The organism is Flavicella sediminum, from assembly GCF_006381105.1.
Classification (GTDB): Bacteria; Bacteroidota; Bacteroidia; order Flavobacteriales; family Flavobacteriaceae; genus Flavicella; species Flavicella sediminum.
The window spans coordinates 393,413-410,104 of the sequence record NZ_VDET01000007.1 but is presented as its reverse complement, the minus strand read 5'-3'; the positions used below and the strand labels follow the sequence as shown (position 1 = coordinate 410,104).

The window sequence follows — 16,692 nt, the reverse complement described above, 5'->3', positions numbered from 1 at the left end:
CGTATGGAAAAGTCGATAGATAATTTAAATGCAATAGAAAAATTAAACACCAAATTAGGTGTTAAGGCATTGCTGTCAAAAAAGGTTATTAGTATTGATCGCTCATTAAGAATTGTAGGCTATGTTAAGCGTCTTAAAAAACTACAAGTAGAGCTGATTAAAATGCAAACCTCGGTCATAGAAAATAACGAACGTGTAATTGTCATATTTGAAGGACGTGATGCGGCTGGTAAAGGGGGAGCAATTCGAAGAATTACGGAAAGGATCAATCCTAGACATTTTAGAATAATAGCCTTGCCAAAACCAACAAAAGAAGAGCAAACACAATGGTATTTTCAGCGGTATATAAGAAAATTTCCAAAAGCTGGGGAAATTGTGTTTTTTGATAGAAGTTGGTATAACAGAGCTGTAGTAGAACCTGTAAATGGATTTTGTACGAAAGAAGAGTACGAGTGTTTTATGAATCAAGTAAATGATTTTGAACGTATGATTACCCAGTCAGGAATCAAGTTGGTTAAAATCTATATGTCTATCACAAAAAAGGAACAAGAAAGACGTTTTGAAGAAATTCAGAAGAACCCATTGAAACAATGGAAAATGACGGATGTAGATAAAAAGGCGCAGGAATTATGGGATGATTATACATGTTATAAAACGAAAATGTTTGAAAATGTGAATGAAGACAGTGTGCCATGGAAAATAATCAATGCAAACAGGAAAACGATGGCGAGAATGAATTCTATAGAGTATTTGTTGAAACAAATTCCTTACGATAAAAATAGGGAAGTATAAATTTACGGTGAATTGTGAAGTTTAAAGCAGGAGATAAAGTGGCGGTGTTAGAAGCTACCATTAGAGGTGTGGTAGTAAAATGCAAAGGTGAAACGGTACTTGTAGAAGAAGAAAATGGTTTTGAGTTGTGGTTTAAAGCAATAGAATTGGTGAAAATTGAGAAGGATCAATCTGAGCTTTCAAAGTTTTCAGATATCAATAATTCATTATTTAGACAAAAGTTATACGAAACACCAAAACCAAAACGCAGTAGCAAGCTTAAAGTAAAAAAAGAAGCTGATCAAACTGCTATGGAAGTTGATTTGCATATTCAAAATTTGGTCAAGAACCCAAAAGGTATGTCAAATTATGACATGTTGACTATGCAAATAGATACAGCAAAATACAAGTTAGAATTCGCAATACGAAAAAGAATCCCTAGAGTTATATTTATACATGGTGTTGGGGAAGGAGTGCTGCAAAAAGAATTGGCCTATTTGTTTGCAAAGTATCCAGTAAAAATTACCGAAGCTTCCTATCAGAAATACGGATTGGGAGCAACGGAAGTGTATATTTTGCAAAATAAATAATTTATTCAGCTTCTGGTAAGTCAGAAATAGTAAATGTTCCCGTTTTAGAACCGTAAGTAAATCCGTCAGCATAATTAATTTCACTTTCATCATTCCTTAAGTTTAGGGAACTGAAAATAAAATCCAATACATAACTTTGTTTGTAGTTGTTTACAGGAGTTGTAACAGGTTCTAATACAGTGGTCGTGTCAGCATCAAGATAATCAACTAACAGGATGTCTCCATCGCCATCAGCTGTTTTAGACTCATTGATCGAAGGCACTCCGTCTCCATCATCATCGGCGTCTAGGTAATTTGGAATTCCATCATTGTCAGTATCGTCATTCGTTGGATCTCCATCGCCATCTAAATCTTCTTTAAGCGTTGTAATATTATCCCCATCATCATCTGTGTCAATATAATTAGGATATCCATCACCATCAATATCGTTTAAATCAACCGTAGCGTCAAATAAGTCGACATAAGCCGATAAGTCATTTTCTATAGCTGCTAGAACTCCATCTTCATCATCTAAGGTGATTGTATTGTTAACAACCAAGGTTCCATTTCCTAACCACTCTTTAGAAACAGTTGGACTAACAGAAGGGATGTCTTGACAGAAATAGCTACTTGATACTTCTCCATTAAAAATTCTATAGGTCAATGTATTTGACCCAGTCTCTGTAATGCTATAAGTTTTGTCTGTTAATTCAGTTGTGAAATATGCATTTTCTTCGTTGTCAACGCTTAAGTTTAAAATCAATGCTTCTGTTTTACTTGAGCTTATTTTATGGAAAACTAAATTTCCACAGTTATTGATGGTAATTCCATCAAAATCAAATGAAGGGACATCAAAATCACCATCATCACAAGAATTAATTGTTAAAAGCAGGATTAAGAAGCTAAGTTTTTTCATTCTAGAATATTAATTATATCACAAATGTAGTGGTTTTAAAAGGATTGGTAAAAGTGTTTTTTGTTAATTTTAATTAACATATTTTTGTCCCATAAAAAGCTTTTTTATTGAATAGGTTTTTTTGAAAATTAAAGAAATACAAGGAACTAACATGAGAAAAGTATATTTAGATAATGCTGCGACGACCCCAATGTATGATGAGGTAATTGCTGAAATGACAAACTCCATGAAAACCATGTATGGAAACCCGTCTTCTACACATCAATTTGGGAGAACGGCAAAGTCAGCTATTGAAAACGCTCGGAAAACCATTGCCAATTTATTAAAGGTGTCAGCAAGTGAAATTATATTTACTTCAGGAGGTAGCGAAGCAGATAATTTAATTTTAAATAATGCTGTAGTAAATTTGGGAGTTACACAAATTATTACTTCTAAAATAGAGCATCATGCCGTACTTAAAACGGTAAATGAGCTGCATTTACTTCATAAAGTAAAGATAAGTTTTGTAGACATTGATGAGAAAGGAACTGTTGATTTGGTACATCTCCGATCTTTATTGGCTGATGAAAATCACAAATCATTGGTTAGTCTTATGTTTGTGAATAATGAAATTGGAAATATTTTAGATGTAAAAAAAGTGGCTACCATTTGTAAGGAATACAAGGCTTTTTTTCATTCTGATGCTGTACAAGCTATTGGGCATTTGCCTGTAGATCTTGAAGAGCTAGCTGTAGATTTTGTTGCAGCGAGTGCACATAAGTTTCATGGTCCTAAAGGAGTGGGGTTTGCTTATTTCAAAAAAGGAATGGGGGTAAAGCCGATGTTGTTTGGAGGAGAACAAGAAAAAGGAGCTAGAGCCGGAACAGAAGCGGTTCATTCAATTTTAGGAATGGAAAAAGCTTTGAAAATGTCTTTAGAAAATTTAACAGAAGACAGTTTGTATCTAGAAAATCTGAAGAGTGATTTTTTAGTGAATTTACAAAAGGAAATTCCGAGTGTGAAATTTAATGGTCTTTCAGGAGATGTAAGCAAAAGTACGTCGACAATTGTAAATGTTCAATTGCCAAAAGAATACGCTTTTTTGTTATTTCACTTAGATATGAAGGGTATTGCAGTCTCAGGAGGGAGTGCTTGTCAAAGCGGAAGTAATAAAGGTTCACATGTGTTAAACACGATTCTTTCTGAGACAGAAGCTATTCATACTTCTTTGCGGTTTTCATTTAGCAAGTTTACTAAACAAGAAGATTTGCAATATGTAATTGCAGCACTAAAAGAAAAAGTGCTTATAAATTAAGCACTTAATCTTCCTTTTAATCTTTTTTCGAATTTTTGCTTAATAGCAGTAATTCTTTTCATGATATCCATAATCTTTGGATCTTTATCTTCTTTGTAAATCTGATTCAACTCAAGAACTAATTCTTTAGCAGTATGTGAAGCTCTAATTCTTTCGTCTCTCGACTTGAATGTCGATTCATTTTCTTCAAATTCTAAGGCTCTTTCTATAATATCCATGTAGTGTGGTTTTTTGTAGATTTAATTAACTCGGTACAAAACTAAATTTTTTATTGTAACATAGTCGTTATTGGTTCAACAATATAACAAAATACTTTGATTTTAGTCAAATACTTAAAAAAAATAACATAATAATAAGAGAAATATTAATAAATGTTAAATTTATTGTGAATTAAACTGTTGTTTTGTATATCAATTGAATTAAAAAAAGCCTTGAAAATAAATTCAAGGCTTTTTTAGTAGGTATTTTTCTCTTATTTCAAATAAATACTGATTGAGATAGCAACGTCACTCCAGGTTTTGCTTATTCCATCGGCTCCTTTGTGCAAATCAAAACAAGATTTATTGATAGATTCAATAGCAGATTGCGCTTGCCAAGAATCCGTATTCATAATTGCTTCTAGTTGAATTTTATTGCCTTCTACGATATAAGTAAATGGTAATTTTTCAACAACGGCATTCATTTTAAAATCTACATATCCACTAGTTTCGTTTGTTATATGTAGGGTTCCTGCTAATAGTTCTGTGTTTTTCATTACCCCAAAAAACAAAGTTTTCAATTTGTTGTCTCTGTCAGGATTGTTAGAAAATATACTACTAACAGGAATTGAAAATTCCGTGTTATTTAAAGTTTCTGTTAGGGTAGTTGCCGGACTTGCTTTTGTGATGTTAAGCAAGGTGAATTTTCCTTTTACAGGTACTTTGTCTGTTGTTTTGTAGGCAGTCCAATTGATATCGGTTTTATTGGCATCAATGGCATAGGTTTTTTCTTTTACTTCTTTTTTTGCAGGTTTATTTTTACAAGATTGAAGATTAAAGACAAGAAATAATGCAAGGCTTATTTTAAGAATGTTTTTCATGCTATCTAGTTTTTGAGTATTCATTTACTAATTCAATATATTTTTTCTTCGCTTCGTCGGGGGTTATTCCTCTTAATTGCATCCAAGCATTAAACTTAAAAGCATTTCTAACATCAAAATTTGCGTTGAAGGAAAAGTTATCACCGGAAGTTGCTTGTTTGTAGTAGGCATAAAAGTTGAGCATGACATCTTGTGGCAATTTTTCAGTCATTGCCGATGCTTTCTCAAAGGCTTCATTAAATTCTTTGTCTAATTTTTCTCCCATACTACGCCAGTCATCTTATTTTTTAGTTGCAATTATATCTTCGGCACCTTTCACTTTTTGATTTAATACGACATTAATATCTGCATCTAAAGGTAAAAATAAATCTACTCTTGAACCAAATTTTATAAATCCAGCATCTGTTCCCTGAATTACATTCATGTCTTTTTTAGCATAGTTAACTATACGTTTAGCCAATGCACCTGCAATTTGTCTATAAAGGACTTCTCCAAAAACTTTGTTTTCAACAACAACTGTGGTTCTTTCGTTTTCTTCAGAAGCTTTAGGGTGCCAAGCGACTAAAAATTTTCCTGGGTGGTATTTGCTGAAATTAACTTTACCGCTTAATCCATATCTTGTAACATGAACGTTTAAAGGAGACATGAATATGGAAACTTGAATACGTTTGTCTTTGAAATATTCTTTTTCAAAAACTTCTTCAATCACAACAACTTTTCCATCAACTGGTGCTACTACATGACTGTCTCCAATTTTAGTATGTCTTTTAGGGTTTCTAAAAAACTGTAATATAATGACAAGGAAAAATGTGAAAATTAAATATATTAGAGATTGCAGCCAGGCAATATTTACAAATTTATCTGTTAAGAGTACTCCAGCAGTTACAAGTATTAGTGTACCGACAATAAGTTTAAAACCTTCTTTATGAAACATTTTCTAATGTGATTTTTAAGTATAAATATATAAATGGAGCAACAAAGATAATACTATCTAGTCGATCTATGATGCCTCCGTGTCCTGGAATTATTTTTCCAGTGTCTTTTGTTCCTGTTAATCTTTTAAACATAGAGGCTGTTAGATCGCCAACTACGCCAAATAAACTTACAATTAGGGCTATTAATAACCATTGTAGGCTGGTCAATATTTGAAAATAAAATGCTAAAAAATATCCAATAAGCATGGTTGCTATAAAACCTCCTACAAAACCTTCAATCGTTTTTTTAGGAGAAATTCTTTCCATTAATTTGTGCTTCCCGATACTTTTTCCTGTTAAATAGGCAAAGGTGTCATTTGACCAAATCAAAATAAATAATCCTAGTAATACGGTGCCTTCATATGCTCCCGTAAAAAAAGGAATTTTAATCATGAATAAAAAAGGGACACAGGCGTAAAGTAGGGTTAAAAAAGCGGCACCTAGTTCTTTGATAGCGTTGGACTCTATAGTAAACAATTGGTTTGCAAATAGGCCTAAACAGGCAATTATTGTACCCGCTTCTAAATAACTAATATAGTTTACAGGTAGTAAATTACTATGTGTTAAAAATAGTAGTGTTGCTATTAAATAAATAATTTTATTTTTCACTTGAAGCATTTTTGACATTTCAAAAACACTAACGATCATAAAGAAATAGAACAAGCCTAAAAATGAATAGGAGTGGAATAGCAATGAAAAAACTAATAAAGAAACAAATACAGCACCTGCAATTGCTCTTGTAAGCATATTGTTCATAGATTATAGATCTTCAAGTAATAATAAATATAAATTTTTCGAATTATTAAGTCCGAAAGTCAAGTCATTGTCATCACTTTTATCAAGTGAGTAGTTTTTAACTGCACAAATGTTTGTAGGAATGTTTTCTTTAAAATTACTTTTAATTCCCGTTAAACCTTCCCCCATATTTTTTACAAGTTGACTTGTTTTAGCAAAAACGATGAAGTCTTTACTGAGCGTATTTAATTTATTTTCTTTTAATTGATTAGAAGAAAATAAGATACTTCCAGAATCTGCAATTAAATGTTCGCAGCTAGTAAATATAGGTGTTTTGGTTTCAATATTCGAATTTACTTCAATGGATAGTTGATCTGTGTATACACTCAATTGATCAGGATCCAAACAGGTAATGTTTTTCCAATTATTTTCTTCAAGAACACAAATTAAATTGTTTGCTATTTCTTGTAAGGAAGTCGAATAAAGAAATTTACCTCCTTTGTCAATGAAATGATGAACAAATAGGTCATCTAAGGATAGATGTACATCTTGTTTTTTTATTTCCTTGTCTTTAGAGGATTCTTGAATGTTAAATAATTTCTTAAAAATATTCATTTACTAAAGGGTAAATTTTAAGTATTACTATTTATTCAGTTATTTCAATTTCCGTGTCGTTCTTTACTTCTTTGTCTGTTGGGCTTTCTTCAATAATTTCTTTCGACTTGTTATTGTTTACCAAAACATTTTCTTGAAAAGGTCTTTTACCAAAAATTTCAATCAAGTCATCTTTAAAAATAACTTCTTTTTCTAAAAGTAACTCAGCCAAACGAATTAGTTTGTCTTTGTTTTCAGATAAAATAGTAATAGCTCTTTGGTATTGTGTTTCAATTATATTTGAAATCTCTTGGTCAATTATTTTTCCAGTGTCTTCACTATAAGGTTTAGAGAAGCTGTATTCACTTTGTCCCGAAGAGTCGTAATAAGTGATATTACCAATCTTTTCATTCAAACCATAAATAGTAACAATGGCTTTTGCTTGTCTTGTAACTTTTTCAAGATCATTTAATGCTCCTGTTGATATTTTATCAAACATGATTTTCTCTGCAGCTCTTCCGGCAAGGGTAGCACACATTTCATCAAGCATTTGTTCTGTTTGTACAATCATTCTTTCTTCAGGTAAATACCAAGCAGCACCTAAAGATTGACCTCTTGGTACAATGGTAACTTTTACCAAAGGAGCGGCATGTTCAAGCATCCAACTTGCGGTTGCATGACCAGCCTCATGATAAGCAATTGTTTTCTTTTCTTTAACAGAAATAATTTTATTTTTCTTTTCCAAACCACCCACAATTCTGTCAACAGCATCTAAAAAGTCTTGGTTATGGATTTCCGTGTTTCCTTTTCTGGCAGCAATTAAAGCAGATTCGTTACATAAATTAGCAATATCAGCTCCAGAGAAACCTGGCGTTTGCTGTGATAAGAATTCTGCGTTTACATCCGTTCCTAATTTCAAAGGTTTCATATGAACCTCAAAAATAGCTTTACGTTCATTGATGTCTGGTAAGTCAACAAAAATTTGTCTATCAAATCGACCTGCACGCATCAAAGCTTTATCAAGTACATCTGCTCTGTTTGTAGCAGCTAAAACAATTACATTGGTGTCTGTACCAAAACCATCCATTTCTGTTAGTAATTGATTCAGCGTATTTTCACGTTCATCATTACCGCCAGTCATATTGTTTTTACCACGCGCTCTACCAATAGCATCAATCTCATCAATAAAAATAATTGAAGGAGATTTTTGTTGTGCCTGTTTGAATAAATCACGAACACGTGAAGCACCTACACCAACAAACATTTCAACAAAATCTGATCCAGATAAAGAAAAGAAAGGAACTCCTGCCTCCCCAGCAACTGCTTTTGCTAATAAAGTTTTACCTGTACCAGGCGAACCTACCAACAAAGCACCTTTTGGAATTTTACCTCCTAAAGAAGTGTATTTTTCAGGTGTTTTTAAGAAATCTACAATTTCTTGTACTTCTTCTTTGGCTCCTTGCAATCCTGCTACATCTTTAAATGTCGTTTTCACTTTTTGATCTTGATCAAATAACTTGGCTTTAGATTTACCAATATTAAATATTTGACCACCACCGCCTCCGGCAGCACCTCCACCAGACATACGTCTCATAAAGAAAATCCATAAACCAATAAGGAAGATAAAGGGTAAGTAAGACAAAATAGTATCAAATAAATCCGTTTGTTCTCTATTGGCTTTGTCAAATTCTAATCCGTATTCTTCTTTAGCTTTTTCTAATTTTTTCTCGAAGTTTTGAAGATCTCCAAATTTGTATTCAAATAAGGCTGTCTTTCCTTGGAATAAACCTGCTGGTTTTTTGAATTTTTTGTATTCTTCTTTTTCTAACGCTTGTTCTTTTATAAATAATTGAGCAACACGATTATTAAGAATGACAATTTTGTCAATGTCATTACTTTCTAAAATAGTTTCAAATTTATTTTGCGTGATTTCTTTTTGAGGAAGATCACCAGCAGTAAAGAATTGATAAAAAACTAATAAGACAAAAAGTCCACCATATATCCAATAAAAATTGAATTTAGGTTTGAAATTAGAGTCCTTAAGATTGTTGCTTTTTTTATTTTTTGTAGACATGCGTTGTAAACTATAATGGGTTATAGAGAAGAAGAAATTTTGGTGATTTTTGCATCACCCCACAGACTTTCAATGTCGTAAAATTCTCTGATTTGCTTTTGGAAAACATGAACCACCACATGAACATAATCAATTAAGACCCATTCAGCATTTGATTCACCTTCAACATGCCAAGCTTTTTCTTGACCTTCTTTACCAACTTTCTTTTGAATTGCTCCTGAAATGGCTTTAACCTGTGTATTTGAATTACCCGAACAAACTACGAAATAATCGCAAACGGTATTCTCTATATCTCTTAGATCTAACAGCTGGATATCTTCTCCTTTGACATCTTCAATCCCTTCAATTATGATTGAAATTAGCTGATCTGTACTTATATTTTTTTTAGACATTAAAAATTATTTAATTTTGCAGCAAAGTTATTACTTTTTTGTTATTAAAATACTATATAATAACTTACATTTCTTTATATTTTCTCTATGCATATTATCAAACTTGATGCCATTGGTTCTACCAATACTTTTTTAAAAGATTACGTAAGCAATGGTGGTGTTGAAAACTATACCGTTGTAACTGCCGAAGAACAAACTCATGGTAGGGGACAGGTAGGTGCTAAATGGTATTCTGAACCAGGTAAAAACCTGATGTTTAGTGTTTTTTGTGGTTTTCAGAAGTTTAAATTTGTTGATTATACTTATTTAAATTATACCGTTTCGTTGGCCGTTTTTGAGGTTTTGAAAAGGTACGGACTCTCAAAGTTGAAGATCAAATGGCCTAACGACATTATGGCAGGGAACAGAAAGATTGGCGGAATTCTTATTGAAAATGTTTTGAATAAAGAAGAAATTAAGCATTCTATTATCGGAGTGGGCTTAAATGTAAATCAATCCAAGTTTTCTGAAGAATTTGGTAAAGCTAGTTCTTTAAAGAAAAAATTAGGTAAAAATATTGATAGAACTGTGTTGCTAAACGACCTAATAGTCTCTATAAAAAGTCATATCGAATTTTGTGTGCCGGAAAATTTTGAGGCAATTAAAGCAAGTTATTTGCAGGCCTTGTATAAAAAAGAAATCCCCACTATGTTTAAAGATAGTGAGGATGCTGTTTTTATAGGTAAAATCAAAAATGTCTCTAATTTAGGAAAACTTCAAGTGGAGTTAGAAGACGAATCTATTAAAGAATTTGAAATAAAAGAGATCCAATTGATCAACTAATTAAAGTTTTTCGATATTTTCAGTTAATGCTTCAATAAATTTAGTCAATGGCTTTTTAGCCATCATGCTAATCATTGGATTAAAGTCACCATTAAATAGTAATTGAATTTCAGAACTATTTTCAGAAATTTCTGCTATAGCTATGGCTAAAGTAAAAGGCATTTTGCTACTAGCTGCACCTAAAATAACCGATGTATTTGGTGTTGTTTCTTTAATAATCAATCTAATTTCAGGCATTCCTTTTAAACCGAAAATAAAAGAATCTCCATCAATTTGAAATTTCTCTGTGTTTTCAGGCATCAGTTGCTCGTAGTTTTCTAGTTTTGTTAAAAAACCGAAGATGTCTTCTGAGCCTTTCCAAGCAGTGATTTTTTTTCCTTCTATTTGCATAATTCTAGTTTATTGTTTCCAAGTACTAGGGTCTCTTCTCCATTGAGAAAGTGCTCCAAGTTCAGATTGTGTGATATAATTATCTTTTAAGGCTTGTTCTAATAAGTGCTCGTAATTACTTAAAGTAGTAAGGTCAATATTCGCTTCTTTAAAGTTAGCGTCAGCAATTTCAAAACCATAGGTAAAAATGGCAATCATTCCTTTTACATTTACATTGGCTTTATTCAAAGCTTCAACGGCATGTAAACTACTTTTACCGGTACTAATTAAGTCTTCTACAACAACTACGTTAGATCCTGTTTCTAAAAAGCCTTCCACTTGGTTTTGACGTCCGTGTTTTTTAGCTTCTGGTCGTACATAAACAAAAGGAACTCCCAATTCTTGAGCTACCAATACACCAATAGCAATAGCCCCTGTAGCTACGCCAGCAATGACATCTGGTTTACCGTATTTTTCAACGATAATTTTAGCCATATTTTCTTTTAAGAAATTACGAATTGGTGGGAACGAAAGCGTGATTCTATTGTCACAATAGATTGGCGATTTCCATCCTGAAGCCCAAGTAAACGGTGTGTTTGGCTCTAATTTTATTGCTTTTATTTGCAAAAGCAATTTAGCTGTAGCATTTGCTGTATCTTTGTTCAAAATCATGTTGCAAATGTATAAAGTTTTTATGAATGACAAGCCAATTATTTTCATAGATTCATTTAAAAAGAGAAATAATTTTGTCTTATTTGATATGAAGATATGGAACTTGGAAAATGTCATTAAAGTTCTTGCAAAAAAGGAGGTAGAAGGTGTGTTTTTATTTGTAGAAAACCTTTCAGAAGATTGGGAATTGTTTAAAAAAGAATTTAAAGTTGTTGAAGCCGCTGGCGGAAAAGTTTTAAATAATAATAAGGAAGTCCTATTTATTTACCGCTTTGATAAATGGGATTTGCCTAAAGGGCATATTGAAAAAGGAGAAGATAAAGAAACGGCTGCCATACGAGAAGTTGAAGAGGAGTGCGGGGTAAATGAATTAAAAATCATTTCTCCATTGGAGACAACTTACCATACTTTTTATTTTAAGGAGGAGTGGCGTTTAAAAGTTACCTATTGGTATTTAATGAAAACTGATTACTCAGGAGCGCTAGTTCCGCAAGAAGAAGAAGGAATAACGGATGTGCTGTTTAAAAATGAAATGGAAACGGAAGTGGCATTAAAAAACACTTATCCAAACATTAAATTACTGTTTTAACTCGTCAAATTTGTTGCTAAATTTAAGTAGGCTTTATGCAATCTTGCAGAAGGCCTTAAACTGTTGTTTAGAAAGCTTGTCAATATAAATATTAAGCGTATTTTTGCACTCTATAAAAAAACACATTTGTAATGACTGAATTTATACGAAAAGTAGTTCAAAATCCGAAAGATGATATTTTAGCTGGAATAACAGTTTCTTTAGCAATGATTCCTGAGGTTGTTGCATTTGCTTTTGTTGCACAAATAGATCCTTTAGTAGCGTTGTCAGGTGCTTTTATTGTGGGTTTAATTACCGCTATTTTTGGTGGTAGACCTGGATTGATTTCTGGTGCTGCCGGTGCCGTGGCGGTTATTTTTGTTAGTATGATTGCTGAAGGTCATACCAAAGGAATGTTGTTTGATGCTCCTGTTGAAAATATGGGGTATTTTTATTTGTTAGCGGCTGTTGTTTTAATGGGGCTATTTCAAATTAGTGCTGGTTTGTTAAAATTAGGTCGTTTTGTTCGTTTAATTCCACATCCTGTTATGATGGGGTTTGTAAACGGATTGTCGATTGTGATTTTTATGGCACAAGTAAAAATGTTCACTCACAAAGAAATGAACGTTTCTGCAGAAGGTGTAAAGCAATACTTGAACATTTATATGGAAGGTTCGGAATTGTATTTAATGATTGGTTTGGTTTCATTAACCATGGCCATCATATTTTTCTTACCTAAAATCACTACAAAAATTCCTGCAGCCTTAACGGCTATATTGGTGACAACTGGTGTGGTTGTTTTTCTAGACTTAGATGTTTCTACTGTAGGTTCTTATATAAGAGAAGGTGGAGGGACTGGATTGGAAGGGAAATTTCCAACCCCAAATAAAGAGCTTTGGGCCAATTTACCTTTTAATTTAGATACCTTATTATTTGTAGCTCCCTTTGCTTTTTTAGCTGCTTCTGTTGGTCTGATAGAATCTTTAATGACCTTGAACTTGGTAGATGAGCTAACAGAAACAAGAGGAAATGGAAATAAAGAATGTATTGCACAAGGTGCTGGAAATATTGTAAGTGGATTGTTTGGAGGTACCGGAGGTTGTGGTATGATTGGACAAACAGTAATTAATATCAACGCAGGTGGTAGAGGAAGATTATCTGGGATTATTACCGCAGTTACTCTGTTAATCTTTATTTTATTTGCAGATCAATATATTGAACAAGTGCCGATTGCGGCTTTAGTAGGTGTAATGTTTATGATGGTTATTGAAACTTTTGCTTGGTCAAGTTTTAGAATTCTTCGTAAAATTCCAGTGGCAGATGCGGTTGTATTAATTACCGTTTCTTTAGTAACCGTGTTTGAAGATTTGGCAATTGCCGTATTTGTTGGGGTTATAATTTCAGCATTGGTTTTTGCTTGGGAAAATGCGACAAAAATTAGAGCTAGAAAAAGACTAAAAGAAGATGGAACAAAAACCTATGAAATTTGGGGACCACTATTCTTTGGTTCTGTATCTGGTTTTAATGAAAAATTTGATGTAAAAAATGATCCAGATCAGGTAGAAATTGATTTTGTTGAATCTCGTGTTAGTGACCATTCGGCAATTGAAGCTATTTCTAATATAGTTGACAAGTATCAAAAGGCAGGGAAAACAATTAAGTTAAAACATTTGAGTGAAGAGTGTAAAGTGTTGTTGTACAAAAGTGACGATAGTTTTCATAAGGTAGTAATTGAAGATATTGACGATCCTCGTTATCATTTAGCTGCCGATCCTGAAAGTTTTACAAAAGGTATTTATTCCAAATAATATAAAAGTAGCTATGAACAGATATTCAAAATTGTATTACCATTATTTAAGAAGAACAGGTTTATTTTCTTTTTTAGGTAGCAACCTTACCAAATTAGGGATTGTTATTGGGGTGTTTTTTGGATTGATTTTTTTAATGGAAACCTATGTAATTACGCTAAAAGAAATTTTTAGCTTTATTGTTACCAATGTTGATACATGGGCGGTCTTTTTAATATTTACGGTTTCTGAATCTTTTCTCGGAATTTTACCTCCAGATTTGTTTATCATTTGGTCTAAAGAACTCAGTACACATGTTCACGTAAATGCTTGGATATTGGTCGCTATTTTGGCTGCGCTTTCCTATGCGGGTGGTCTCGTATCTTTCTATTTGGGAGAAAAGATTATCCACGTTCCTAAAATTCACGATTGGGCCATTAGAAAATATGGCGATCTTTTTAAGAATTTAAAGAAATGGGGTGGTTTTTTTGTGGTTGTTTCTGCTTTATTGCCGGTTCCGTTTTCTATGGTTATGATGGTTTGTGGAATAACAGGTTATCCTATTAAATGGGCGGCTTACTTAGGTTTGTTTCGTTTTGTGCGTTTCTTTGTCTATGCTATCTTTTTGTTTACCTTAATATAAGGTACTCACTTTTGTACTTTAATTGAAAAGTGTATTTGTCACTATAATATTCCTTTAGGAATTAAAATAGAAGCATCTCCTTTGTTTTTTAGAATATCTCTTACAATACTAGAACTTATAAAAGAAGTTTCTGCACTGGTCAATAGGAAAACCGTTTCTATACCCGATAATTTTCTGTTGGTAATGGCAATGGCTTTTTCGAATTCAAAATCGGCTGGGTTTCTCAATCCTCTTAAAATAAAACTCGAATCTATAGATTTACAATAATCTACGGTAAGTCCGCTATAGCTTTGTATAGAAATTTTCGGTTCGTGTGCGTAGGTTTTTTTTATGAATTCAATGCGCTCTTCCAAAGTAAACATATAACGCTTATCCGCATTGACACCAATAGCAATGACAATTTCGTCAAACAAAGGAATGGCGCGGTTGATTATGTCAACATGGCCTAAGGTAATTGGGTCAAAGGAACCTGGAAAAACTGCTTTTTTCATAATATCTTGTTTGAATCTCAAATAGAGTAGTAATATACGGAAATTTACTTGTGATTTTGATTGGATGCATTTTTAGTAAAACCGTAGGTGATTTGTTGAAGAAATTTTTTAGGAAAGTTTTCTACTTCATCAAATCCAAGTTCAATTGTTCCATCTTCTGATTGGGGTATATAGTTTGTTTTAAATAAATAATCCCACAGGCTTAAAGAAATCCCAAAATTGACTCCATAAAATCTATTTTTAGGAAGCGCTTTTGCATGATGGTACAAATGCATTACCGGATTGTTGAAAATATACTTCAAAGGTCCCCAAGTGATTTTTAAGTTGGCATGGTTTAAATGACCAATTAGTATGGATAAAAAATGAATAGCAAAAGCCATATCTGGTTCAAAACCACCAAGAAACATAACAATCAATGTTTTTAGGGGTTTGTAAAATAAATTCTCCATCCAATGGTAGCGTAAATGCGCAGCAAAGCCCATTTCTTCTACCGAATGATGTACCTTGTGGAATTGCCACAAAAAATCAAAACGATGCAAGAGCACATGCGTAAGCCATTGTACAAAGTCGTTTAATATAAAAAACACCAAAAGTCCATAGCCAAGCGGAAGTTTTTTTATATCAATTAAGGTGATCGAATTTAAATTAAAGCCAATGCTTGAAGCGCTATGTTGTATAATTCCATAGAAGCCGTATATAAAAATACTAAAAGCGAAAAAGTTGAAGAACATATAGAAAACATCTAGCCAAAAATCTTTTCTTATAATAGCTTGTTCTTTTCTCCAAGGAAAAAGAATTTCTAAAACCCAAACAACTAAAGAAATGGCGATTAGGCCATAAAAATAATTTTGGTACCAAAGCTCTTGAAAGGTAATTTGATTCCATACCCATGAAGTCATGCCGAAAAATTCATTGCGAAATATGTCAATATAAGTCTTCATGGATCTGTTTTTTTAAAAGCTTCGTTCAATGGTGTCCGTTAATAAATCGGCTAATGAAATTCCTGCAATTTCTGCTTGTTGTGGAAGTAAACTTGCTTCTGTCATTCCTGGAACTGTATTCATTTCTAAAAAATAAGGAATATCTCCTATAAAAATAAATTCAGACCTAGAAAATCCACGCATATTTAATGATTTGTATATATGTTTGGCTGCCTTCGTTACATTTTCTTCTTGTGCGGCTGAAAGTCGGGCAGGTGTAATTTCTTTAGATTTTCCTAAATATTTAGCTTCATAGTCAAAGAAATCATTTTCTGAAACAATTTCTGTAATTGGCAATACCTTAATTTCACCTTTATATTGAATGACACCTACAGAAACTTCCGTTCCGTTAAGAAAAGATTCTATTAGAATTTCTGAATCTTCATTAAAAGCGGTAGTTAATGCCGGTAAAAAATCTTCAATGCTATGTACTTTAGAAATACCAAAACTAGAACCTGCATTGTTTGGTTTTACAAAACACGGTAGGCCTACTTTTTCAATAATTTCTTCAATATTATAGCTGTCGCCTTCATTTAAATAATAAGAAATGGCGGTATGAATTCCATAGTTCTTCGCAACACTTAAACAATCTCTTTTGTTAAAAGTTAAGGCCATTTGATAAAAAGGAGCAGAGCTGTACGGAATTTTCAATAAATCAAAATAAGCTAAAATAGCACCATCCTCACCAGGTGTACCATGAATGACATTGAATATATAGTCAAAAGTTAAAGTCTGCTCATTAATTTTAGCTGAAAAATCATGCTTGTTTATTGCATATTCAATATCATCAATCAAAACAACCCATTTCTCTTCTAAAATATGAACACAATAAACATTGTATTTGTTTTTGTCAATGTGTTGAAATACGACATTTCCACTTTTTATAGAAATTTTGTACTCCGAAGAGTAACCTCCCATGATTACGGCAATATTTTTCTTCATTTTGTTGTGCTAAATTTGTGT

General features: G+C 32.6%; 21 protein-coding genes. 7 read left to right on the top strand and 14 right to left on the bottom strand.

From position 1 onward, the window contains the following. Positions 1 to 3 precede the first annotated feature (3 nt). On the top strand, positions 4 to 792 hold the full coding sequence (ppk2, locus tag FGM02_RS09765; RefSeq protein WP_139958179.1) for a polyphosphate kinase 2: 789 nt from the start codon (positions 4 to 6) through the stop codon (positions 790 to 792). Positions 793 to 806: 14 nt separating this feature from the next. Next, entirely contained in the window at positions 807 to 1,361 is a 555-nt protein-coding gene (locus tag FGM02_RS09760; protein WP_208021496.1) for a DNA mismatch repair protein MutS, read from the top strand. 1 nt (position 1,362) lies between these two features. Here FGM02_RS09760 and FGM02_RS18190 read toward each other — a convergent pair whose 3' ends face one another. Beyond that, positions 1,363 to 2,256 carry a hypothetical protein gene (locus FGM02_RS18190; protein ID WP_208021495.1) on the bottom strand — a complete coding sequence of 298 codons (894 nt, stop codon included), beginning with the start codon at positions 2,254 to 2,256 and terminating at the stop codon, positions 1,363 to 1,365. A 151-nt stretch (positions 2,257 to 2,407) separates the two neighbouring features. Between FGM02_RS18190 and FGM02_RS09750 the strand changes: the two genes are divergently transcribed. Further along, on the top strand, positions 2,408 to 3,550 hold the full coding sequence (locus tag FGM02_RS09750) for a cysteine desulfurase family protein (protein ID WP_139958177.1): 1,143 nt from the start codon (positions 2,408 to 2,410) through the stop codon (positions 3,548 to 3,550). On the opposite strand, the gene FGM02_RS09745 is transcribed toward FGM02_RS09750, so the two are convergent. The 8 genes from FGM02_RS09745 to rsfS all read right to left on the bottom strand — a co-directional run bounded on the left by FGM02_RS09745 (position 3,547) and on the right by rsfS (position 9,397). Beyond that, on the bottom strand, positions 3,547 to 3,768 hold the full coding sequence (locus FGM02_RS09745; RefSeq protein WP_139958176.1) for a hypothetical protein: 222 nt from the start codon (positions 3,766 to 3,768) through the stop codon (positions 3,547 to 3,549). The two genes, FGM02_RS09750 and FGM02_RS09745, sit on opposite strands and share 4 nt — an antisense overlap. A 254-nt stretch (positions 3,769 to 4,022) precedes the next feature. Then, complete coding sequence (locus FGM02_RS09740) at positions 4,023 to 4,628, bottom strand: YceI family protein (RefSeq protein ID WP_139958175.1); 606 nt, start codon at positions 4,626 to 4,628, stop codon at positions 4,023 to 4,025. A gap of 1 nt (position 4,629) precedes the next feature. Then, positions 4,630 to 4,893: an acyl-CoA-binding protein gene (locus FGM02_RS09735; RefSeq protein WP_139958174.1), complete on the bottom strand. Its 264-nt coding sequence runs from the start codon at positions 4,891 to 4,893 to the stop codon at positions 4,630 to 4,632. A 15-nt stretch (positions 4,894 to 4,908) separates the two neighbouring features. Beyond that, positions 4,909 to 5,562, bottom strand: coding sequence for a phosphatidylserine decarboxylase family protein (locus FGM02_RS09730; protein WP_139958173.1), 654 nt, complete (start codon positions 5,560 to 5,562; stop codon positions 4,909 to 4,911). Further along, positions 5,552 to 6,349 carry a phosphatidate cytidylyltransferase gene (locus FGM02_RS09725; RefSeq protein ID WP_166461157.1) on the bottom strand — a complete coding sequence of 266 codons (798 nt, stop codon included), beginning with the start codon at positions 6,347 to 6,349 and terminating at the stop codon, positions 5,552 to 5,554. The genes FGM02_RS09730 and FGM02_RS09725 overlap by 11 nt, the downstream gene beginning before the upstream one ends. Positions 6,350 to 6,361: 12 nt before the next feature. Then, the gene (locus tag FGM02_RS09720; protein WP_139958171.1) at positions 6,362 to 6,952 is read right to left on the bottom strand and encodes an LUD domain-containing protein; all 591 of its coding nucleotides are present in this window, start codon (positions 6,950 to 6,952) and stop codon (positions 6,362 to 6,364) included. A 31-nt stretch (positions 6,953 to 6,983) separates the two neighbouring features. Beyond that, positions 6,984 to 9,005, bottom strand: coding sequence for an ATP-dependent zinc metalloprotease FtsH (gene ftsH, locus FGM02_RS09715; RefSeq protein ID WP_139958170.1), 2,022 nt, complete (start codon positions 9,003 to 9,005; stop codon positions 6,984 to 6,986). A gap of 20 nt (positions 9,006 to 9,025) precedes the next feature. Beyond that, positions 9,026 to 9,397: a ribosome silencing factor gene (gene rsfS / locus FGM02_RS09710; protein ID WP_139958169.1), complete on the bottom strand. Its 372-nt coding sequence runs from the start codon at positions 9,395 to 9,397 to the stop codon at positions 9,026 to 9,028. Positions 9,398 to 9,484: 87 nt separating this feature from the next. On the opposite strand from rsfS, the gene FGM02_RS09705 reads away from it, so the two are divergent. Next, a complete protein-coding gene (locus FGM02_RS09705; protein WP_139958168.1) occupies positions 9,485 to 10,219 on the top strand; it encodes a biotin--[acetyl-CoA-carboxylase] ligase in 735 nt (244 codons plus the stop codon). On the opposite strand, the gene FGM02_RS09700 is transcribed toward FGM02_RS09705, so the two are convergent. Continuing rightward, a complete protein-coding gene (locus tag FGM02_RS09700) occupies positions 10,220 to 10,609 on the bottom strand; it encodes an SRPBCC family protein (RefSeq protein WP_139958167.1) in 390 nt (129 codons plus the stop codon). Positions 10,610 to 10,618: 9 nt separating this feature from the next. Then, entirely contained in the window at positions 10,619 to 11,260 is a 642-nt protein-coding gene (gene pyrE / locus FGM02_RS09695) for an orotate phosphoribosyltransferase (protein WP_139958166.1), read from the bottom strand. Positions 11,261 to 11,267: 7 nt separating this feature from the next. Between pyrE and FGM02_RS09690 the strand changes: the two genes are divergently transcribed. The 3 genes from FGM02_RS09690 to FGM02_RS09680 all read left to right on the top strand — a co-directional run bounded on the left by FGM02_RS09690 (position 11,268) and on the right by FGM02_RS09680 (position 14,258). Further along, positions 11,268 to 11,849: an NUDIX hydrolase gene (locus FGM02_RS09690; RefSeq protein WP_208021494.1), complete on the top strand. Its 582-nt coding sequence runs from the start codon at positions 11,268 to 11,270 to the stop codon at positions 11,847 to 11,849. A gap of 131 nt (positions 11,850 to 11,980) precedes the next feature. Then, positions 11,981 to 13,636, top strand: a complete 1,656-nt coding sequence (locus tag FGM02_RS09685; protein ID WP_139958165.1) for a SulP family inorganic anion transporter — start codon at positions 11,981 to 11,983, stop codon at positions 13,634 to 13,636. A gap of 13 nt (positions 13,637 to 13,649) precedes the next feature. After that, positions 13,650 to 14,258, top strand: a complete 609-nt coding sequence (locus FGM02_RS09680) for a YqaA family protein (protein WP_139958164.1) — start codon at positions 13,650 to 13,652, stop codon at positions 14,256 to 14,258. Between the two features lie 41 nt (positions 14,259 to 14,299). Here FGM02_RS09680 and coaD read toward each other — a convergent pair whose 3' ends face one another. The 3 genes from coaD to FGM02_RS09665 are packed head-to-tail and all read right to left on the bottom strand — an operon-like array spanning position 14,300 to position 16,671. Beyond that, complete coding sequence (gene coaD, locus FGM02_RS09675) at positions 14,300 to 14,749, bottom strand: pantetheine-phosphate adenylyltransferase (RefSeq protein ID WP_139958163.1); 450 nt, start codon at positions 14,747 to 14,749, stop codon at positions 14,300 to 14,302. A gap of 44 nt (positions 14,750 to 14,793) precedes the next feature. Continuing rightward, positions 14,794 to 15,690 carry a sterol desaturase family protein gene (locus FGM02_RS09670; RefSeq protein ID WP_139958162.1) on the bottom strand — a complete coding sequence of 299 codons (897 nt, stop codon included), beginning with the start codon at positions 15,688 to 15,690 and terminating at the stop codon, positions 14,794 to 14,796. Between the two features lie 12 nt (positions 15,691 to 15,702). Next, complete coding sequence (locus tag FGM02_RS09665) at positions 15,703 to 16,671, bottom strand: D-alanine--D-alanine ligase (RefSeq protein WP_139958161.1); 969 nt, start codon at positions 16,669 to 16,671, stop codon at positions 15,703 to 15,705. Positions 16,672 to 16,692: the final 21 nt, after the last annotated feature.